A 21,958-nucleotide genomic window follows, 5' to 3' on the forward strand; every position below is an offset into this window, starting at 1 on the left:
GGCTTCCGAAACAACTTCAGTAACCTCTGGAACCATACGTTTCAACAAATTTTCGATCCCCGATTTTAATGTTACTGTTGATGATGGGCAACCACTGCATGAACCGCGAAGCTCAACAGTAACCACACCTGCATCAAACGAGCGGTAAGTGATAGCACCACCATCCTGTTCAACAGCAGGACGAACGTAATCGTTCAATATCTGCTGTATTTTAATTTCAGTGTCAGTACCTTCAAAATCAACGTCGGTGGCTTGCTCAACCGCCTGAACTTTCAATTCCGATTCGACAGCACCTTTTACAAACTCTTTTACAATAGGCTCAACATCTGCCCAATCGCTGCCTTCGGTTTTTGTAACCGTTACAAAGTTGCTGGCAAAGAATACGCCATTAACAAATGAAAATTTAAATAACTCTTTGGCAAAGGGAGATGCCTCGGCACTTTCCCTGGTTGCATAATCTACACTGCCATTGATCAACAATTTGTTTACAATAAACTTCATTGTTGCCGGGTTAGGAGTAGATTCGGTATATACGCTGATATTCATGGATGTACAATTTAATGGATTAACAAATGTAATCAGGTTTTTGGTTGTTAGTGCAAATGCCGTTGAGTTTTACCGCAAACTGACAGAGGAGTGTAGTACACAAATCTCTATGTTTTGATAATTGGGTAATCGTCACTTGTTTATCGCTTGTGTAATGAAAACCATCCGCACACATTATCCGCACCCTAAAACTAAATCCCTGTATAATTCTGCGGCGTTATAGCTTTCAATTCTGCTTTAACATCATCATTTATTGCTAACGTATCTACAAATTCCGCAATGGTTTGAGCATTTACGTGTGTGTTAGTACGGGTAAGTTCCTTTAAAGCTTCGTATGGGTTAGGATAGCCTTCGCGGCGTAAAATAGTTTGAATGGCTTCGGCAACAACAGCCCAGTTGGCTTCTAAACTTGCATTGATAGCTGTTTCGTTCAATAACAATTTATTCAATCCCTTAATGGTTGATTTAAAGGCGATTAGCGTGTGCGCTACCGGTACGCCGATGTTACGCAGCACGGTGCTATCAGTTAAATCGCGCTGTAAACGGGAGATAGGTAGTTTAGCTGCCAGGTGTTCAAACATCGCGTTGGCCATACCCAGGTTGCCTTCACTATTTTCAAAATCTATAGGGTTAACTTTGTGAGGCATGGCAGATGAACCAACTTCGCCGGCTTTGATCTTCTGCTTAAAAAAGTTCATAGAAATGTAGGTCCAGATGTCCCTGTCGAGGTCGATAATGATATTGTTGATTCGCTTCAAAGCATCACATTGCGCTGCAAAGTTGTCGTAATGTTCTATCTGAGTGGTAAATTGCGAACGGTGCAGGCCTAAAATATCGTTTACAAAATGGTTACCAAAGGCTTTCCAATCGGTATCCGGGTAAGCTACCTTATGCGCATTAAAGTTGCCCGTAGCGCCGCCGAACTTTGCAGAATAAGGCACTGCCCGAAGCAGATGCAGCTGGTTAATCAGCCGTTCAACAAAAACCTCAATCTCTTTACCCAAACGTGTAGGCGATGCGGGCTGACCATGTGTATGTGCCAGCATCGGTATATGTGCCCATTCGGCAGCATAGTGTCGCAATATATCTATCAGGCTGTGTAATGCCGGAGTGTAAACATCTTCAATAGCTATCTTAAAGGAGTAAGGTATAGCCGTATTATTAATATCCTGAGAGGTAAGGCCGAAATGGATAAATTCTTTATACTTCTGCAAACCCAGTTCATCAAATTTATGCTTAATAAAATATTCTACGGCTTTAACATCATGATTGGTAGTTTTCTCAATCTCTTTGATAGATGCGGCATCCGTTTCAGAAAAGTTTTGGTAAATTAACCGTAACTTATCAGTTAAACTTCCGTCAAAACCCTGTAGCTGCCTCAACGGATGCTGGCAAAGCGCTAAAAAGTATTCAATTTCAACGTATACCCGATATTTGATTAAGGCATATTCAGAAAAATAGGCAGCAAGTTCTTTGGTAACATTACGGTAACGCCCGTCGATGGGAGATATAGCAGTAAGGGAATTCAATTCCATAAAGAGATGAGTTTTGGCAAAGATAAGCTTTTGAAATTTTGTGAAGTAAATCAGTGCTAAAAACTTAATTGTCATTTAACAGTAATTTGAAATGGAAACTTTGAAATCTAAAAATGTTTCCATAGTTTTGACTCATAATGTCAAACGGTCAAATAGATAGGTTAATCCAGGGAGCTGAGGATCTGTTTTTACAGGCAGGTATCAAAAGCGTTACCATGGATGATATTGCTAAGCATTTAGGTATGTCTAAAAAAACCATATATCATTTTTTTAGTGATAAGAATGATTTGGTCATAGCCTTGGTAAACAAGTCAATAAAAGATGATCAATGCCAGATCGTAAACATTATTAACGATTCTGCCAACGTAATAGAAGAGATGATCAATATGATGAAAGCTTCGCAAGAGATCTTTTCACGTATTAATCCGATAGTTATACATGACTTGCAAAAATATCATCCGGAAGCATGGGGAATGTTTCAGAATTTTAAGGCTGAGTTTTTAGTTAAAACACTTGAAGAACTTTTAACAAAGGGAATAGCACAAGGGTTTATCCGTCCGGAAATTGATGTCAAGATACTTGCTAAGATGCGTGTTAATCAGGTTGAGATGGGTTTTAATCAGCAAATTTTCCCCATTGGTCAATTCAGTACCTGGAAGGTTCAATATCAGTTACTTGAGCATTTTAATTATGGCATTTGTACTATTAAAGGGCATAAACTACTAAATCAGTATAATAATATAAATAACAACTAAAATTTACTGCTGACATACCGTTGTCAGTAACTCAGGTTTCTTTGCAATAATAATCACACAACAACCTATCATATATTCACTATTAGAAAATGAAACGACTACTCACACTAATGATTTGCATTACGGCCGGCCTCAATGGGTTTTCACAGGCGCAACCTGCAAATCAAACTTACAACTTTAGTATAACCGACTGTACAAACTACGCTTTTGAGCACAAGGACTCAGTTATTAATGCTAACCTCGATGTTAAAAGCGCAGATTACCGGGTTAAGGAGATCATTGGCCAGGGCTTACCGCAAATTAATGGTACGGCTTCTTTTCAGGACTATTTAAAAGTACCTACAACCCTGCTGCCCGGCGAATTTTTCGGCGCACCTGCAGGTACTTTTATCCCCGTTAAGTTTGGTGTTAAATACCAATCAAACATTGGTATTGGTGCTTCACAACTATTGTTTGACCCCAGTTATATTGTTGGTTTACAAGGCCGCAAAACTTACAAGGAGCTTTATAGCCGTGCCTACACCCGCTCAAGGATTGATGCACAGGTAAATGTTACCAAAGCTTATTACCAGGTGCTGGTGAGTAACGAGCAGATCAAACTGCTGGATGCCAATATCGCGCAGCTAAAACAACAGGTTGACCAAACCACTGCTCAAAACAAACAGGGCTTTGTTGAAAAAATTGATGTAGATCGTATCGCAGTTCAGTACAATAACCTGGTAACCAATAGGGAGAATACTTTGCGATTACTGGCGCTTAACTATCAGCTTTTAAAATTCCAGATAGGGATGCCGATTGAATACAATCTTACTTTAAGGGATAACCTGAGCGATATCACTATGACCGAAGATGTAGCCGAAACGGTTACAGATACCACCTTTTATAAACGACGAATCGAATACAATTTATTCGAGACCAATGTACAGTTGAGCCGCTATGATCTTAAACGCATTAAAGGACAGTTTTTGCCAACCCTAAGCGCCAACGTAAACTATGCATCGTCATACCAAAACAACAGCTTTGGTTCTTTGTACAGCACCAGCTTTCCCTCGAGTTATATTGGCCTAACGCTTAACGTGCCCATTTTTAGCGGGTTTCAGCGCACCAACAGGGTTAAACAATATGAAATTACTGTGCAGAAAAATCTTAATAGCCTAAACAGCCTTAAAAACGCTTTAAGCTTACAGGCAAGCCAGGCGCGGATAGTTTATTTCAACGGTATACAATCATTAAATAACCAAAAACGCAACCAGGAGCTGGCGCGCGAGGTGCTGCGGGTATCCAAGATCAAATATCAACAGGGTGTAGGCTCGAGCATAGAAGTTACACAGGCGCAAACATCATTAGAAACTGCAGATAACTCTTATATACAAAGCTTGTATGACGCTCTGGTGAGCAAGGTAGATCTGGACAGGGCATTCGGAAAAATTCAATAATCAACACACTAAACCATAATATATAACATGAAAAAATTAATATACATACCTGTTTTACTGTTATTAGCAGCATGCTCCGGTAAACCAAAAGATAAGAAGGCCGAACTGGCCGACTTGCAAAAACAACAAGCGGAGATCAATGGTAAGATTACCAAATTGCAGGCCGAAGTAGGTTCTAACGATTCTACCAAGAGCACTGAGGTTGGCGCCGTTACCGTAACTACCAAAGCGTTTACTAATTACGTGCAAATTCAGGGTAAGATTGATGCGCAGGATAACGTTACTGCTTATCCGCAATCGCCTGGTACTATTACTGCAATTTACGTTAAGCCGGGGCAGCATGTATCACGCGGGCAATTAATGGTGCAGTTAGACAATAGTGTGTTGCAGCAGCAAATTGCACAATCGCAGGCACAGGTTGATCTTAACCAAACTTTATATCAACGCCAAAAGAACCTTTGGGATCAGAAAATAGGTACCGAAGTACAATTTTTACAGGCACAAACAAATTTACAGAGTGTTAAAAAGGGGTTATCAGGCTTACGTCAGCAGGCTAATTTATACCGCATTGTATCACCTATAAACGGAACCGTAGATCAAATGGACCTTAAACTGGGCCAGGTTGCACAACCAGGACAAACAGGTATCCGCGTAGTGAATGCCGATCTTTTAAAGGTTAAGGCTGATGTACCCGAATCATACGCAGGTAGCGTTGGTACCGGTAACGTGGTGAAAATCGTAGTGCCGGATGCTAAGGATTCATTAATGACCAAAGTGACTTTTGCGGCTAAAGCACTCGACCCTACATCACGTAGTTTTGCTGTAGAGGTTAAATTGCCTCAGCGCAAATCGCTTCGCCCTAACATGACTGCTATTATTAAAATAGCCAATTACTCTAAATCTGGTGCGGTAGTAATTCCGGTTAAAGCTGTACAAAAATCAGAAGAAGGCGACTACGTTTTTGTTAATGAGAACGGTATAGCCAAACGTAAACCCATTAAAGTTGGTGTTACTTACGGCGGCGAATCAGAAATTATATCTGGCTTAAAGGCAGGTGAGCAACTCATAACCGAAGGTGCTGCCGATATTGAAGACGGTGACAAAATAAAGGTTTTACAGTCTACTGGTAACTAATATTAACATACTGATCTATTACAAATGAAAGATCTAAAGAAAGAATTTGGCCCCTCAAGTTGGGCCATAGATAACAAGACCGCCATTTACGTGCTCATATTTATGATCACGGTGCTGGGGTTGGTAAGTTATAATAACCTGCCGAAAGAAAACTTCCCGGATATACAGGTGCCGAAAATTTTCATAACTACCCAATTTCTGGGCCAGTCGCCGCAAAACGTTGAGAATCTGGTAACCCGACAGTTAGAGAAAAAACTTAAATCGCTTAAAGGATTAAAAAAGGTGACATCTAACTCGGTGCAAAACGTATCTATCATTACAGCTGAATTTCAGGCTAATGTTAAGATAAAGGACGCCAAGATTGATGTACAGGATGCGGTTGATAAAGCTAAGCAGGATCTGCCGCAAAACGACAACAATTTTAAAGAGCCTACGGTATCTGATGTAAACATTGCCGACTTGCCTATCCTATATATTAACATCTCTGGCGATTATGACCTGAAGAGGTTGAAAGAATATGCCGATTTGTTAAAGGACGAGATTGAAAGCTACAAAGAGATCTCTAAAGTAGATGAGGTTGGAGCCTTGACACCGGAGATACAGATCAACGTGGACATGAATAAGATGGCCTCCGCTCAGATAGGGTTTAACGACATTATCCAGGCGATAGGTAATGAAAACATCCTTTCATCTGCGGGCACCATCAAAACAGATGGTGTGCGCCGCAGTATCGATATCAAACAGGATTTTAAAAACGCTGATGAGGTAGCCGCAATGGCTATCCGCAACCCTAAGGGCCAAACGGTATACCTGCGCGATATTGCCGAGGTTAAAGATTCGTTTCTTGAGCAGGAGAGTTATGCGCGTTTAAAAACACCGCAGGCAACCAAATTTAAGAATGTAATTACGCTTAACGTTAGTAAACGTACCGGCGAAAACCTTATTGAGGCATCGGATAAGATCAATGCGTTGATCAAGGCCAAGCACCAAACTGTTTTCCCTAAAGGGCTAAACATTACGGTAACCGGCGACCAGTCTGACAAGACACGTACAACGCTGAACGATTTGATCAATACGATCATTATTGGCTTTATATTGGTAACCGTTATCCTGATGTTTTTCATGGGTACTACCAATGCCATCTTCGTAGCCCTATCAGTACCTTTAAGTTGTTTTATCGCCTTTATGGTAATGCCATGGATAGGATTTACGCTTAACATGATCGTACTGTTCTCATTCCTCCTTGCCTTGGGTATCGTGGTAGATGATGCCATTGTGGTTATCGAAAACACACACCGGATTTTTGCCAATGGTAAAGTGCCTATTAAAGAAGCCGCTAAATTGGCAGCAGGCGAAGTTTTCCTACCGGTATTTTCGGGTACGATGACAACGCTTGCACCTTTCATTCCTTTGGCATTCTGGAATAGTATAATCGGTGAGTTCATGTTCTTCCTGCCGATAACGCTAATTATCACGCTGCTTGCATCATTGGTTGTTGCTTACATTATGAACCCGGTATTCGCGGTAGATTTTATGGAGCCGCACCATCCTGGTGAGCATGATAACCCAAAATTCGATAAGAAAACCCGCCGTACGCTTATATACATGGCCGTAGCAGCAGCTATTGGTTACTGGATAAATATCGGAATAGGTAACCTGGTTGTATTGATCATGGCCCTGTATCTGCTAAATCACTTTGTTTTATTGAAAGTGATAGACAGGTTCCAGAATAATGCCTGGCCAAAATTTCAGAATTGGTATGCCAAATGGTTAGAAAAGGCAGTACAACGGCCTGTAACCATGCTGGTTGGTACATTCGTACTGTTTGTACTATCGATAGTATTACTAGTGACCATTGGTAAAACGCCGGAATTCTTCCCTTCAGGTGATCCGAACTTTGCCTATGTATACATCACAATGCCAATCGGTACAGATCAGGCTACCACCAACGAGGTAACCAAGCAGATTGAGCAACGTGTAGCCAAGGTGGTAGAGCCTGATAAAGACATTGTTTCATCTATTATATCTAACGTTACCAAAGGCGTAACCGACCCGCAGGATGAGGATCAGGGCGATTATCAGAATAAAGGTAAGGTAACTGTTGCCTTTGTTGAATTTGGCAAGCGTGAGGGTAAGGATACGAAAGAGATTCTAGCCCGCATCCGCAAAACCGTTCAAGGTTTACCCGGTGTAAAAATTGCAGTAGCGCAGGAAGCCAGCGGCCCACCTGTACAAAAAGATATCAGTATCGAGATCATTGGGGATAACCTGGATTCGCTGGTAAAAACAGGTAGCCGTTTAAAAACCTATCTGGATAAGCAAAACATTGCCGGTATAGAAAATCTGGTTGCCGATGTGCAGAATGATAAGCCGGACATTGTGTTTGATATAGATCGCGAACGTGCTAATAGAGAAGGTATCAGCACCTTACAAATCAACCAGGCGTTGGGTACAGCAATATTTGGTGCGAAAGCAGCAGATTACCGTAACACAAAAGAGGATGATTACCAGATAAAAGTACGGGCTATGGCAGAACAGCGTGGCAATATCGACGAGTTGCGAAACTTAAAGATCACTTACCGTGATCTTGCAACCGGCGGCGCAATACGCCAGGTACCCATTTCGGCCTTTACAGATATCAGATACACGAATACATTCAGTAACATTAAGCGTAAACAACAGCGCCGGGTATTAACATTAGGCTCAAGCGTTATTAAACCTTACAACGCTAATGAAGTTAATGCCAATATTTTAAGGGCTATCAGTAACTTTAGGAAAGACGAGAATATCAGCATCCGTCAGGGTGGTGGTCAGGAAGACCAAATGGAAGCGGTTACGTTTTTGGGCGGTGCAATGGCAACATCGTTCGGATTGATCCTAATTATCCTGATGATCCAATTTAACTCTATAGGTAAAACGTTCATCATTATCAGCGAGATCTTCTTTAGTATCATTGGTGTATTCCTGGGGGTATCAATCTTCGGAATGACTATGGCTATTGTAATGACAGGCGTAGGTATCATAGCACTTGCGGGGGTGGTGGTACGTAACGGGATCCTGCTGGTAGAGTTCACCGATATGCTGATTGAGCAAGGCACCAGTCTGCACGATGCAGTTGTTGAGGCAGGGCATACCCGTATGACACCTGTGTTACTTACAGCAACAGCTGCGATATTAGGGTTGATCCCGCTTGCAGTTGGTTTTAATATCGACTTTGTGGGCTTGTTTACGCATTTTGAACCACATATTCACTTTGGTGGTGATAACGTGGCTTTCTGGGGCCCGTTAGCGTGGACGATGATCTTCGGGTTGAGCTTTGCTACTGTTATCACACTGATACTAGTGCCGTGTATGTATATTATCCGTGCAAATATGAAGAACTACTTCTTTGGTAAAAAGAAAACCGATGAAGTTGAAAAAAATAAATTACAAATAGAAGAAGCGTAACAACGCTATTGAAATACAAACGAGCCGCATAGTTATCTGTGCGGCTCGTTTTGTTTTAGCGAACAATTATTTTTTGTACTGGCGGATAAGACTGTTAACGTTATGCGCCAATTTATTTAATTTACGCTCGTGCTTGCCACCGGCATCTAATGCATCATAAACCAGGCCGGCTACTGCAGCGTAAACTGCATGATGTAAAACATCAATGGCTATTTCCTTCGGCTCCTGCTCGTTTATAGGTTTGGCTGCATCATGTTTGGGCAGCATTACTAATGCCGTACCCCAAACCGCGCCAAAGTGCAAGAGTGTGGCGGGTAACCCTTTTAAGCCGGTTAAGCCTATCAACCCGCGGGCGACACCCCATGCAGTGCCATAACTCCAGTGTATCTCTTGTGAAAGTAGTTGTTTCTCATCCTCCGATGATGGTTTAACAGCGGCAGTATCTTCGGCAACTTTTAAGGTGGCATCACTGGGTTCGCGCTTTGTTAGCTTCATTTCTATCATCTGCGATAGCGTCATAGCAGCCGTTGCGGCAATGCCGGCCAGCAGTCCTTTACCAATTGCGCCACCTAAAGCGCCCAGTGCGTTATCTTCGTGTAATTTCATAGTAGTTTAGTTTATTTTTGATAACAACCACTTTTAATTATTGATTTATAAATTTCACTTTAACAAATCATGCCCACAGCTGCAATGTGTAAATATTCAAACACTTAAGGGCCACCGTTGTTGGATCACCATACCAGCACCGCATATTCATGAAATTAAAAATAACTAAAGCTTTTAAACAAGCGGCAGGATTAGGCGCCATTGCCGGCATGCGCACTTTTATGGCGCCTGCTGTCATAACCCATATGTACAGCCGCCACCCCAGCCGTTATCTGGAGCATACGCCGTTAGAATTTATGCAAACTATTACAACTTCTAAAGTCTTTAAAGTGCTGGCGGCAGGCGAACTTGTAGGCGATAAATTACCTCACGCACCTAACCGGACAGCCACTCCCGGGTTAGTCGGCAGGGCTGTATCAGGCATATGGGCGGGTGCTACGGTCTATCAGGCTCATGGCAAAAAACCAGTTATGGGCGGGCTTGTTGGTGGCCTATCTGCAATCGCTTCAACTTTCGGCTGCTTTTTTCTAAGAAAAAGCATAGCGAGAAATACCCCGGTACCAGATGCAGTGATAGGTGTCATCGAAGATGTCCTTTGTATCTCTGCGGGAGCGTCCATTGCAAGAGGCTACTGATTACCATTTGAAATTCATCTTTCTGCCCCGTTTTACAATTAAACTGGAAATTTGATAATTTTGTTAAAATAGTCAGGAACGAAATAATGAGCGCAGGCATAGATCAGCAAGACATCAAACGTGAAAAAATTTTAGAAGCATCACATCAGCGTTTTTTGCATTACGGTTATTCAAAAACAACCATGAATGAAATTGCAGGTGATCTTTCAATGTCAAAAGCGCTGCTTTATTACTATTTCCCGGATAAAAGCGAACTGTACATTGCCGTAATGCGTAAGCTGGCTAATGATTATCTTAAACTGTTCGAGGATAAGTTCAACAACTTCACCAGCCTGCGCGATGCCTTTTTGTTCCAGGTGAACACTCATCACGAATTTATTGTAAACAACTATAATTTTTTTGATTTCTTCCGGATAAACGAACAAAATCTTCCCGATTCTATTTGGGGTATTATCACGCAGATACGTGAAACAGAATCAAAGCTTTTGACAAGCGCTATAGAAGCTGAAGTAAGGTTGGGGCACATTTACGAAGTAACCAACCCGGCCGAAGTTGTTGAAGTTTTTTTGGATGCGCTGCACGGTATCAAAGTAGGTTCGATGCCGCAGAAAAAAGCTAATTTTCCGAGGAAAGAACACCTGGACGAAATACACGACAAACGGCTGCTGCTGATAGATATTTTTGTAAAAGGACTTGGAAAATCCTGATTACTTCAGTGCAGTAAATATCTCAACTTCGCCTACCAATAGCTTATGGATAGGGCAGGCGTCGGCAATGGTGACCAGCCGAAGGCGCTGCTCATCGTTCAGTTCACCCTTAAAGCTTAATTTACTATCAATGTGGACTCCTGTCGGGGTCTTGCTTAACTCCAGGTCAACTCCAATTTCGTCGATTACCCACATCTTACGGTTAATGTACATACGCAAAGTAATGGCCGTACAACTTGCCAGGCTGGCCAGCAGTAAACCATAAGGTGCCATCCCGCTATCCATACCTTCCATTTTTACCGGTTCATCCACCACTACTGAGTGACCGCCGCTACTTACTCTGGTTTGGTATTTTATTAGGCCAATGGTGGCATCGGCAGATGCTATAAGATCTTTGTCATCGTCCATAATACAAAGCAACGGAAAAGATTAGTCCTGGTCAAGGTTAAGCATTGTCCAGTTCTTTAAGCTTTCGGCATGTCCGCCATTGTATTTCAGGGTGATGGTAAAATTGGTTTTTACTTTGTCTCCCGAATTATCTTTAGTAGTATAAAATGACTTAATTACATAAACCGAATCGGATTTTTTAGCAAATTTATATTCACTATCAGAGAAATCAACGTTCGAAGATAAAACCGTAGGCCCAATGTACTCTTTGGCAACGGTGTAGGCGTCATCACTATCCGGCAGGCCGTTAAATACATTAAGGTTTCCGGAAAAAGCAAACTTGCCTAGAACTGCTATAAAGGCCACGCCTAAAACAACCAATAACCAAACTACTTTTACTGCCGATTTTTTCTTTACTTCTTTCTCCTTTAAGTAATCTTGTGCCATGTAATGCTTTAAATAAGCATTAAAATTAGTAAAAATCGTAACATCTGCGTGCGCCAATAAACTTATGTTCGGCATTTACTCTTGATGGGAGTGTGGTTTCATAACCTACACTCCCCTCGGTTGTACCACTGGTGTTTGTGTAGTTTAATCCACCCTTCGGAACATCATGGCTCAGGCCAAATCGCATCTTTTCACCACCTTCTTTGTTAATGAACAGGTCAAAGATCAATGATATTACAAAAGCGTTAGGCCCGGCCGGGCCGCCTGTACGGTACCACGCGCCAACGTTTATGCTGCGGCGTTTATATTGCAGGCCGGCACTGATAGCCTGTGTTTGCGACTGCCGGTACACAACTACTGAAGGGATAACATATGGCTTGTCTTCATCATCCAGGTTATCATCCCACGTTAAATTAAGGCGGTAGCTCGCGTGCATGGTTGCCCTGATGGCAAGCTTAGCGGGCACCCCAGTAAATGATTCATCAGGCCGGTTAAGGTGTTGTGCGGCGGCGCCGAGATTGAAATTACCGGTGGTAAAATTAACTCCCGCTCCGGCATCAAAGTAAAATTTATTATTGAATAGGGGAGGATCTGCAGCAGTACCGGTTCCCGGGATGTAGCCCAGTCGCGGATCGATCTGATCGCTGAATACCAGTTTGCCATAATCTACAGACCGGTTGGTAATGCCGGCTTGTAACCCAAAGGAAAGTACATACTCTTCAGAACCAACACTATAGGAGTAGGTACCCGCCAGGTTGTTTTTATTTAAATAGGCAGTACCCTCGGCGCTTCGCGTAAATAACAGGCCAAGCCCACCACCAAACTGGGGTACGTTATAATCTATCGACCCTGATAAATAATTGAGGCTACCGGGTACACTGGTGTATTGATTGCGATAGATCAGGTTCATACGCAGGTCGCCCTGAAACTGACCGGTTAAAGCCGGGTTTAGGTAAATCGGCGAATTAAAAAACTGGGAGTACATATGATCCTGCGCTTCGGCGTTCAAACTTATCGTCAGCGGAATAATAATTAGCAATAGCCTGCAAAAAATCCTCATCATCTTATCAAATGTATTGCCCCGGTACGTTTCGGTACCGAACTGTTATATGTCATCCCTTTCCACTCGGTGCCATTTATAAACGTAGCCGATGCCTGCCATACATAAACACCCTGAGGGGCCGGCGAACCCTTAAACGTCCCATCCCAACTTTCAACAGGTTCACCTTTGGGGCTCAGTTTGTATGTTTGCCAAACTAATTGCCCCCAGTTATTATATATCTGTAAAGTCCACTTGGCTATTCCTGATCCTTTTACCGTGAATGATCTCAATTCGCCGCTCAAACCGTCGGGTGTGAAGGCGTTAGGCATATACAGCTGGCCGGGCACGCCTTTAATTTGCACCCGGTGGGTTATCGTACTGTCGCAGCCAAGGCTGTTAATAGTCTTAAGTGTCACTTTATAAACACCGGTATCCGCATAGGTATGCTCGGGGTTTTTCATGTTAGATGAAGAACCATCGCCAAAGGTCCAGCTCCAGGATAAGGGGTTGCCGGTTGTTAAATCTTTAAAAGCAAAGTGATAGTTTGGGATCTCTGCAATTGTATCTGGCCTGGCTGTAAAATTCGTGCCCGGCGGCGGATGGACGGTTATAAGGTTGTTTTTGGTTACCGTGTTTGTACAGCCCGTGGCCAGATTGGTTACTGTTAGCGTAACATTATAAGGCGAAATTTTGAAATCGTAAAGATGCGGTGAAGGAATAAAGGCCACTTCGCGGGTACCGTCGCCAAAACTCCACTCATAAATTAATGATGATGCAGGAGTGATATTATCTTTAGGGGTTAAATTAGCGAATTTGACAGTAAACCTTTTGCAACCCTCTGCTATGTCCGGTTTAAAATCGGGTGCGGGAGTGGTATAAACCTCCAACCTTATTTTGGGCGACGACTCTAAGGTTGTGCAATAGTCTGTACCGGTTAAACTCACAAAATAAACCCCGGGTAAAGTAAACGTATACGGAAAATCGGATTTACCGGCCGGCACGCTTTCGATGATTTTGTTAGCGGCGTCGTAAATATTATAGCTGAAAGAATCGCCACCTGATGAGTTATTTACAAAAACTACATTGAACGGTGCGCACCCCTTATTGACATTATCGCGGATGAACATTTGTGGAATAAAGCTCGCCGGAGATATAGTTATGGGTATATCAATAGTGCGGGCAGTTGTACCACAAACATCTGTTACTACCATATACAAACGGTAGGTGGTAACTGCAGGCACTGTAATAGCATTAAATGTTGCTGCTGATTTATCAGTTTTAGTGATTTGCTGTACTAATGTAGCGCCTTTGTAAAGGTAAAAATCATATTTGGCGTTATTACCCGGCGATGGGTTCTGTACGTTTAAAACAAACGCGCCGCAACCGTTTAGGTCATCTGGTACTATAGCTGCAACCGGTACCGCCGGGCTAACCTTTACCGTATACGTTACCGGCGGGCGCTGTACACAGTTATTTGAAATACTTAGCGATACGGTATAGACAGCTTCCCTGCCGTCGGTACGTGGTAAGAAAGTATGCTGGGGATTAACACGCGTAGATTGCACCGAACCGTCGCCAAAATCCCAAATAAAGTTTGTCCCGGTAATAACTGATGAAGTATTAGTGAAGGTTACAACCTGCGCACCGCAACCATTGCTTTTATCTGCAGTAAAGCCGGCAACAACATCATTAGTATTGGTAACAACAACTTCATCACTATTATCTGCACAAGGGAGCGTTCCTTTTATTGTCCATGTGAATTTGTAGATGGTGCCGGCAACTAAGCCCGTAACAGTTGTACTGAAGTTAGCAGGGTTGGTAACGGAAGCTGCCGGCCCGCCGGTTTGTGTCCACATTCCTAAAAATGGAGATGGTGAATTACCGTTCAGCGTGATAGTTGTAGCTGCACAAGCTGTAAAATCGGCACCGGCATTAGCTGTAATTGCCTGTTGGTTCACGGTAATAGTAACAGCGTTACTGATCTTAAAGCTACACGCAGAATTTTGTACTACCGCACGATATAGCGTAGTAGTTGTTAGGTTAAGGTAATTTAATGTTGCCGTACTATTGGCCACAGGCAGCCAACTGGTGCCGCCGTTGACAGACGATTCCCAACGCAGCACATTACCTAACTGGCCCGACAGCATAACCTGCCCGGCATTGATGCCGGAGCAAACCGTAGCATTACCCGCAAGTGTTCCTGCAATTGTTTCGGCAGCATCGGTAATGGTAACAATGTTTTCACTTGGCGGGCAGGTAGGCGATGCAGTAATACTCCATTTAAATTGATAAACATTGCCGGCTATCAAACCGGTCACTACTGCATTTGGTTTGGTTGCGTCAGAGAAAGTAACACCTGTTTGTCCTGACACCAACGACCAGCGACCCGTACCAGGTGCAGGATTGTTACCCTGTAATGTGTAGGTAGGGCTGTTACAGATTTGTGCATCGGCACCCGGTACCGAGGTTACAGGCGCAGGCTGCACTGTGACGGTTGCAGTTATTGGCGCAACGCCGCAGGTTCCATTTAAAGGCGATATAGTATAAGTTACGGTTCCAACTGTAGTGCCGGTGTTGATCAACAAATCATTAATTACGGCGTTGCCGGTAGGTACGCTTTGATTAGAATTGCCTGAAACCCCGGTCGATGCAACGCTGGTCCATGTATAGGTTACGCCGGATATATTTGATGACATGCTGATCCCGGCTGGTTGGTTACTACAGATCAACGGGTTGGCAACGCTTGCGCTGCTGGCTGGGATAGGCTTTACAGTTGCGCGCAAAGTAAAGGGGTTACCGGTGCATCCGTTGGTTACTGGTGTGATGATATAAGTAACAATAGCGTCGGCGCCAGAGGTATTTGTAATAATATCATTTATCTTATTACCACTGCCGGCGGGTTGAAAGCCTGCGGCGATGCCGCTGGTTAATGTGGCTGTCCAACTATAAGTCGTAAGCGCATTTGAGGATGTAATATTATAAGTAAATGGCTGCGCCGTACACGCTTCAAGTGTCGACGGACTGGTAATGTTGTCTTTCCGGGTTATCGCAATAACAACAACATCATCAATGCTATTACAAGGTGCCGCAAGAGCGGTGGTTACCCTTAACGTTAGTAAAGCTTGCCCTGCAGTTATTTCTGCCGCCGAGGGTATATAATTTGGGTTAAGCACATTTCTGTTAGGTATAAATGTGCCTGTGCCTCCAATCCATTGCTGAGTTGTGAAGGTGCCGGAAACAGAGCCTGTTAAAACAGCCTGCCCGCCTTCACAAATTACCTGGTCTGGCCCGGCTGAAACCGTTGGTGCCGGCTGAAAGCTGATAACCTGTGATGCAGTAGCCACGCCGCAGTTATTAGTATGCACAACGTTTACCGTATAAGTGGCGTAATCTAAAAATTTGACTTGCGGGAACCTGCTATTTGGCCCGGTACCACCTTCATAAGTGAAGTTTCCGCCGGTAAAGGTCCATTGATAAGTAGTAGGAAGATCCTGCACCGTATTTGCCAAAATAGCCCGGGTAACGCCGGGATTAGTATCAAAAGTGAACACGCGGTTATTTCCACACAAGGAAACATCCGGGGAAAGACTGGCGATTGGCGTGGCGTTTACAACAACAGTTTGTGGCGGCGTTGTTGGCGTACCGCAGCCGGGCGTCAATATCTCTAACCTTACCTGGTAAACGCCGGGTGTATTGAAAATAAACTCCGGATTATCTGAACTTGCATTTGTACCGTTACCAAATGATACCGATGTGCCGCCTGAGCTGGCCGTTACAACCCATCGGTAAGGATTGGCTGGTGTACATGATGCAAGGTTTACGGAAGTATTAACCGGTGTCAGTGGTGTTCCCGTACAAATGGTTGTTAACGGTAAGGTGAACGATGGTATAGGCGGTACTTTTATACAAATTTGTTTGGTAACATCGGGAGTGGAGCACAGGCCGCCGCTGTTTTGCAGCCTCAAGGTGACGTTATGGATACCTATAGCATTAAAGGTATACTTAAAAGGCTCCGTGATTGGCTTATTGTTTTCGACCACAACACCATCAACAAGCCAGGTATACAAACCTGTAACGTTATTACAAGTACTTGAACTGCTGTTGGGGTCCTGGCCTGGTATTGATGTATTATTAATAGTTATTTGCGTATTTACACACCCCGAAGCGGGCATCGAAAACTGATTCAACGGCGGTGCAAGCACTTTTGCATAGCCGGTTACCTGGGTCACTACCGAAGCACAATACGGACTAATGGGCTGCAAATCCACCTCGAAAACGTTTCGCTGTCCGTTTACCAGATTGCCGCAGGATGATCGGGTATAAACGTGACTAATTTCGCCGTTTTTAGCAGCTATTTCGCAAAAAGTAAGGGTGCTTGTAGCTCCGTCGCCCCATTTTACCAGATAGGTAAGGCCCGGATAATTTTTTTGGATTCCGTTGGCTGATGTGATATCGACATTATAAGTTAAAGCGTTGCCGCCGCTTAAACAAACCGTTGTGCTGCCGCTCGCTCCAAAACTATTGTTAACCGGATTGTTCATCAACAAATATGACTTGGTAGATAACGCCCCATTCAATCCAATTGCTTTAACGGTTACCGTATAATTTACCGCCTTGGCCTGAAAGGTAACATTGGTGGCCAGTGATGTGGTTAACTCTGTCGCTTTTGTAACCTCATTAAAAAAACTGATAGTCGTAACCGCGCCTGTGCCAGATCGGTTAATGAAAGTGAAATCTGTAAGTTTAGAATCGTCCCCAATACAAACCCCAAAAACCTCGGGGTTGGCGGCGTTAATAGATGATGATGATACCGATGCTGTAGCACCGGGCACGCCGAGTATGGTAAAAGGCGATGATTCAACAACTGGAATAGTTGCCGGGCTGGTAGTTTTTATCCTGACTTTATAGCCCGTGCCTGCAGGGATAGAGGGTATAGTACCATTAATGAAACCTGTATAAAACCCTGAATAAGAACCTATTTGGCGCTCATTCGCAAAACTGCCGTTGGCATCTGAAAGGTATAAGTTAAATACATTGTTGGTTTGTAAACAACCTGCGGAAGTTATAGATATGGGAACGCTTATAGTTGACGATTGCCCGTAAGGCCCCGGGTCTAAATTGCCAATGGTAATTGTCTGGCTAAAAGCAAGTTTGCTTGCCGTTAACATTAGCATAAATAAGCACAAGAAAAATTTTGTAGAATTTTTATTCATTAATCAATCGGGGCAAATCAATTATAGGGGTTAATAAAAAAACATATATATAATTAGCAATATGACAACATAATGTTACAATGTTTGCCTTTTTACCAATTGACTTTTACGCAAAAATATAACTTTTGTTACAACGGAATGGGTTAGACGGGAGTATTTTTAAAGAAACTACAACTATCCAAAAAACAAATAGGAGATAAAAATTGCGGCTATTACACCAGCCAAATCGGCTATCAAACCGGCCGGAATAGCATATCTGGATTTTTTAATACCAACAGATCCGAAGTAAAGGGCCACGATATAGAAGGTAGTATCAGCCGATCCGTTGAACACCGATGCTAAGCGGCCTGCAAAGCTATCCGGCCCAAAAGTTTGCATGGTATTAATCATCATGGCCTTTGAGCCGGAGCCACTCAATGGTTTCATGTAAGCAACCGGCATGGCGTCAACAAAGCGCGTATCTAAGTGCAGGCTGCTTACTGCATACTTCAACCCATCGTTGATATAGCCTAAAGCCCCACAATTTCTGAATACGCTAATGGCCACCAGCATTGCAACCAGGTATGGTATAATTTTTACAGAAACCTCAAAACCGGTTTTTGCGCCATCGATAAAGCTTTCAAATACGTTAACTTTTTTCCGGAGCGCACCTAAGATGAATACGGTTGGGATCGCGAACAACAATAAGTTGCTCGTCACCTTTGAAACTATCGAAATTTGATCATGGCTAAGTTGTGTTGTAAAATACCAAACGATAAAGCCGATAAACGCTGTCATACCGCCCAGCCAGGCAAGAATAACCCTGTCAAACAGATTTATTTTTTGCCTTATCGCCACGGCAGTCATACCAACCACGGTGGCAACATAGGTAGCAATGATACAGGGAATTAGTACATCCGACGGATCTTTTGCATGAAGTATAAAGCGTTGTGCTATAATCGTAACAGGCAGTAATTGCAAACCTGATGTATGCAACACCAAAAACATGATCTGCGCATTGGATGCGGTTTCTTTGTTAGGATTAAGTTCCTGCAAACTGCCCATGGCTTTTAAGCCAAGCGGAGTTGCGGCATTGTCAAGGCCCAGCAAATTGGCCGAAAAATTCATCATCATCTGTCCGGTAGCCGGGTGGTTTTTTGGCACTTCGGGGAAAAGCCTGGTCAGGAAGGGCCCCACAATGCGCGACAAAAAATTCATTGCGCCGGCCCGTTCGCCTATATTCAAAATACCTAGCCATAAAACCATATTGCCGGCAAGGGGTAAAGCGATATCCATAACAGATGACTTCGACGAATCGAACATTCCGTCAACCAATAGCTTAAAAGCATCGACATCTCCTAAAAAAACAAGTTTGCAAAAAGCGATTACAAATGCGATCAGGAAAAATGCGATCCAGATATAGTTAAGGGCCATAGGTTGCGTTTGAAGGTTTGAAGTTAATTTTTTTTGGATAATTTATTTCAATCCAATTTTTTAATTTCACACAGCGCAATATCAACCCTTCATGATAACGGCTGTCAGCAGTACCATTTGTTGCATTTAGTTTAATAGCAATATCTTTTCTTCGGATATCGCCGTTTAAAAAAGTCAATATTTAGTTATATGACGTTATGCTTTTATCAGAGACTACCTGCATAGTGTAAGTACGCCGCAAAGGGTTGTACGGCGTTGTATCGTTTACCATAATGTAAATGCTCCCCAGGTCTTTTACCTCAAATGTTTGCACCTCTGGCGTACTGGTTTGTTTGTTGATGTATTGTGAGATAGAGTTATATATGAGGTTGTGCTGTTCAGGCTCGTTGGTTTCAATTTCAATATACATTCGCCGGCCATCGTTTCGCAGGGCAAAATTCGCGTAGGTACCTCCGGGTATGGTCAAGGCGTACTTACGCGTCTTTTTATTAATATTCTTATCAGCAAGTGTAAACCCTTTCGCCGTAAAAAATGTATCAGCCTTATTAATATTATTATGCAACAGGTAACTCAAGTCGTCATAGGAGATCAATTTACCCTGGCCAAAAGTCAGTGCAGCCAAAAAAATCAGGAAGGCAGACAGTATTGTTTTTTTCATGTGTTATCAGGTTTGCGCAATAGTAAAGCCATGGAATGGATTATTCAAATTTCGAAAAGTTTTAGCTGCAATCAACGTACACAACAACAATATTACCTGGAGCATATCGGCAAACTGCTAACATGTCAAAATAGCTTAACATTTTAACGAAAAGGTGTAATTGATATGGTTATTTATAGCAAAAACATAACTTAGCAAAATATTAATCTACCATGCTCACAATAAATTTATCTCGCGTAAGCGGCGAATATGGCTTTGAAGCCAGTGATGAATACGGACATACCGTACGGATGGACAGCAGCCCTGAAAGCGGCGGCCAGAATTTTGGCGTACGGCCCATGCAAATGTTATTAATGGGTTTAGGCGGCTGTTCGGCTATTGATGTGATCGCTATTCTTAAAAAGCAGCGCCAGGATTTAGTTGATTATAAAATGGTCATCACTGGCGAACGGGAGGCAGGCAAAGAACCTTCCTTATGGCAGGAGATAGGCCTGGAGTTCCATTTGTATGGTGAGGTAGATGAAGACAAAGCTAAAAAAGCAGTCGAGTTGTCTTTAAATAAATACTGCTCGGTTGCAGCTACCCTATACAAAGCTAACGCAGATATCAAATGGAAGGTGATCATTCACCCGGCGCAATAATTTTAAAACCCTACTTAACCATCATGTCGCAGGAATTACATCCGATAACTAAAGCTATACGTATACAGACCGATAAAACCGGCCAAAACGAACACTCTACACCTTTATATTTAACAAGCAGTTTTACCTTTAACGAGGCAGAAACTATGCGTGCGGCTTTCGCCGATGAGAATGACAACAACATTTACAGTCGCTTTAGCAACCCTAATGTGGACGAATTTGTAGCCAAAATGTGCGCGCTTGAAGATGTTGAAGATGGCTTCGCCACTTCGACAGGGATGAGTGCCGTATTCTCGTCGTTTATGGCGTTAATTAAAAACGGCGACCACCTGTTATGCTGTAGTTCGGTTTTTGGGAGCACTTATACAATAGTAAATAAATATTTGCCCCGATATGGTATCACCTGCACTTTGATCCCAGCCGGGGATAAGGAAGCTTGGGAAGCCGCCGTACAGCCAAATACCAAAATGCTTTACCTTGAAACACCAACCAATCCGCAATTAGAAGTTATTGATCTGGATTTTGCCGGCCAGTTTGCAAAGAAGCACAACCTTATATTCAATGTAGATAACTGCTTTGCTACCCCTTTGTTGCAGCAGCCTGTAAAATACGGAGCAGATATCATCATTCACTCAGCAACTAAGTGGATAGATGGGCAAGGCCGGGTTTTAGGCGGGGTGATAGTGGGCCGAAAAGATCTGATCCATGACATATACCTCTTTTGCCGTAATACGGGGCCGGCCATGTCGCCATTTAATGCCTGGGTTTTGAGTAAAAGTTTGGAAACGCTGGATGTGCGCCTGGAGCGGCACTGTGCCAATGCCCTTAAAATTGCAACCGCTTTAGAAAGCAACCCAAATGTATCTTGGGTAAAATATCCATTCCTGAGTAGCCATCCGCAATATGAAATAGCCAAAAAGCAAATGAAATTAGGCGGTGGTGTACTTTGTTTTGAAATTAAAGGAGGGGTAGAGGCAGGCCGCAAATTCCTTGATTCGCTTGAATTATTGTCCGTTACCGCAAACCTGGGCGATTCGCGCAGTATAGCTTCGCACCCGGCCAGCACCACACATTCAAAATTAACAGACGATGAACGCGCCGCTGTAGGTATTAGCCCGGGCCTTATCCGTATATCTGCAGGGTTGGAATATGCCGACGATGTATTAAACGACATTAAGCAGGCTTTAGACAAAAGCAATGCATAACAAAAGCCGACTGCACAGATTACTATTCAGCGTAAATAACCTGGGGTTTACTAAACAAAGTAGTCACTTTGCATGTAGAGTCCTCACAGTCAATGACTACTGAAGATGACCACTCGTCAGCTAAATATTTAATATCATTGCCATTATGGTT

General features: G+C 43.1%; 18 protein-coding genes. 8 read left to right on the forward strand and 10 right to left on the reverse strand.

Translation table 11 applies throughout. The annotated features are described in order from the left end of the window. Nucleotides 1-546, reverse strand: a 546-nt coding sequence (locus ACE5CV_RS12140) for a NifU family protein (RefSeq protein WP_374950444.1), incomplete at its 3' end; no start/stop codon positions are given. A gap of 191 nt (nt 547-737) precedes the next feature. Then, nucleotides 738-2,081: an adenylosuccinate lyase gene (gene purB, locus ACE5CV_RS12145; RefSeq protein WP_374950445.1), complete on the reverse strand. Its 1,344-nt coding sequence runs from the start codon at nt 2,079-2,081 to the stop codon at nt 738-740. Nucleotides 2,082-2,218: 137 nt separating this feature from the next. On the opposite strand from purB, the gene ACE5CV_RS12150 reads away from it, so the two are divergent. The 4 genes from ACE5CV_RS12150 to ACE5CV_RS12165 all read left to right on the forward strand — a co-directional run bounded on the left by ACE5CV_RS12150 (nt 2,219) and on the right by ACE5CV_RS12165 (nt 8,853). Further along, on the forward strand, nt 2,219-2,836 hold the full coding sequence (locus ACE5CV_RS12150; RefSeq protein ID WP_374950446.1) for a TetR/AcrR family transcriptional regulator: 618 nt from the start codon (nt 2,219-2,221) through the stop codon (nt 2,834-2,836). An 89-nt stretch (nt 2,837-2,925) separates the two neighbouring features. After that, on the forward strand, nt 2,926-4,272 hold the full coding sequence (locus ACE5CV_RS12155; RefSeq protein WP_374950447.1) for a TolC family protein: 1,347 nt from the start codon (nt 2,926-2,928) through the stop codon (nt 4,270-4,272). Nucleotides 4,273-4,299: 27 nt separating this feature from the next. Beyond that, on the forward strand, nt 4,300-5,406 hold the full coding sequence (locus ACE5CV_RS12160) for an efflux RND transporter periplasmic adaptor subunit (RefSeq protein WP_374950448.1): 1,107 nt from the start codon (nt 4,300-4,302) through the stop codon (nt 5,404-5,406). Nucleotides 5,407-5,430: 24 nt separating this feature from the next. Continuing rightward, a complete protein-coding gene (locus ACE5CV_RS12165; RefSeq protein WP_374950449.1) occupies nt 5,431-8,853 on the forward strand; it encodes an efflux RND transporter permease subunit in 3,423 nt (1,140 codons plus the stop codon). A 66-nt stretch (nt 8,854-8,919) separates the two neighbouring features. Here the strand turns inward: ACE5CV_RS12165 and ACE5CV_RS12170 are convergent, their stop codons facing one another. Beyond that, complete coding sequence (locus ACE5CV_RS12170; protein WP_374950450.1) at nt 8,920-9,459, reverse strand: hypothetical protein; 540 nt, start codon at nt 9,457-9,459, stop codon at nt 8,920-8,922. A 149-nt stretch (nt 9,460-9,608) separates the two neighbouring features. On the opposite strand from ACE5CV_RS12170, the gene ACE5CV_RS12175 reads away from it, so the two are divergent. Both ACE5CV_RS12175 and ACE5CV_RS12180 read left to right on the forward strand, forming a co-directional pair. Continuing rightward, nucleotides 9,609-10,094: a DUF4126 family protein gene (locus tag ACE5CV_RS12175; protein ID WP_374950451.1), complete on the forward strand. Its 486-nt coding sequence runs from the start codon at nt 9,609-9,611 to the stop codon at nt 10,092-10,094. A gap of 86 nt (nt 10,095-10,180) precedes the next feature. Continuing rightward, nucleotides 10,181-10,801: a TetR/AcrR family transcriptional regulator gene (locus ACE5CV_RS12180; protein ID WP_374950452.1), complete on the forward strand. Its 621-nt coding sequence runs from the start codon at nt 10,181-10,183 to the stop codon at nt 10,799-10,801. Here the strand turns inward: ACE5CV_RS12180 and ACE5CV_RS12185 are convergent, their stop codons facing one another. The 7 genes from ACE5CV_RS12185 to ACE5CV_RS12215 form a co-directional block, all read right to left on the reverse strand. Then, on the reverse strand, nt 10,802-11,209 hold the full coding sequence (locus tag ACE5CV_RS12185) for an OsmC family protein (RefSeq protein ID WP_374950453.1): 408 nt from the start codon (nt 11,207-11,209) through the stop codon (nt 10,802-10,804). A gap of 21 nt (nt 11,210-11,230) precedes the next feature. Beyond that, nucleotides 11,231-11,635 (reverse strand): hypothetical protein, encoded by a 405-nt coding sequence (locus ACE5CV_RS12190; RefSeq protein ID WP_374950454.1) that lies wholly within the window; start codon nt 11,633-11,635, stop codon nt 11,231-11,233. 25 nt (nt 11,636-11,660) lie between these two features. Next, complete coding sequence (locus ACE5CV_RS12195; RefSeq protein WP_374950455.1) at nt 11,661-12,698, reverse strand: PorP/SprF family type IX secretion system membrane protein; 1,038 nt, start codon at nt 12,696-12,698, stop codon at nt 11,661-11,663. Next, entirely contained in the window at nt 12,695-17,845 is a 5,151-nt protein-coding gene (locus ACE5CV_RS12200) for a PKD domain-containing protein (protein WP_374950456.1), read from the reverse strand. The genes ACE5CV_RS12195 and ACE5CV_RS12200 overlap by 4 nt, the downstream gene beginning before the upstream one ends. 219 nt (nt 17,846-18,064) lie before the next feature. Beyond that, nucleotides 18,065-19,303 carry a nucleoside recognition domain-containing protein gene (locus ACE5CV_RS12205; RefSeq protein WP_374950457.1) on the reverse strand — a complete coding sequence of 413 codons (1,239 nt, stop codon included), beginning with the start codon at nt 19,301-19,303 and terminating at the stop codon, nt 18,065-18,067. Beyond that, nucleotides 19,293-19,481 (reverse strand): hypothetical protein, encoded by a 189-nt coding sequence (locus ACE5CV_RS12210; protein ID WP_374950458.1) that lies wholly within the window; start codon nt 19,479-19,481, stop codon nt 19,293-19,295. Before ACE5CV_RS12210 ends, ACE5CV_RS12205 begins: the two co-directional genes overlap by 11 nt. Before the next feature lie 3 nt (nt 19,482-19,484). Continuing rightward, the gene (locus tag ACE5CV_RS12215; RefSeq protein WP_374950459.1) at nt 19,485-19,961 is read right to left on the reverse strand and encodes a hypothetical protein; all 477 of its coding nucleotides are present in this window, start codon (nt 19,959-19,961) and stop codon (nt 19,485-19,487) included. Nucleotides 19,962-20,173: 212 nt separating this feature from the next. On the opposite strand from ACE5CV_RS12215, the gene ACE5CV_RS12220 reads away from it, so the two are divergent. Together ACE5CV_RS12220 and ACE5CV_RS12225 are read left to right on the forward strand one after the other, a co-directional pair. Next, nucleotides 20,174-20,602, forward strand: a complete 429-nt coding sequence (locus tag ACE5CV_RS12220; RefSeq protein WP_374950460.1) for an OsmC family protein — start codon at nt 20,174-20,176, stop codon at nt 20,600-20,602. Between the two features lie 23 nt (nt 20,603-20,625). Further along, complete coding sequence (locus ACE5CV_RS12225) at nt 20,626-21,807, forward strand: trans-sulfuration enzyme family protein (RefSeq protein WP_374950461.1); 1,182 nt, start codon at nt 20,626-20,628, stop codon at nt 21,805-21,807. Nucleotides 21,808-21,958: the final 151 nt, after the last annotated feature.

The organism is Mucilaginibacter sp., from assembly GCF_964263795.1.
Taxonomy (GTDB): Bacteria; Bacteroidota; Bacteroidia; order Sphingobacteriales; family Sphingobacteriaceae; genus Mucilaginibacter.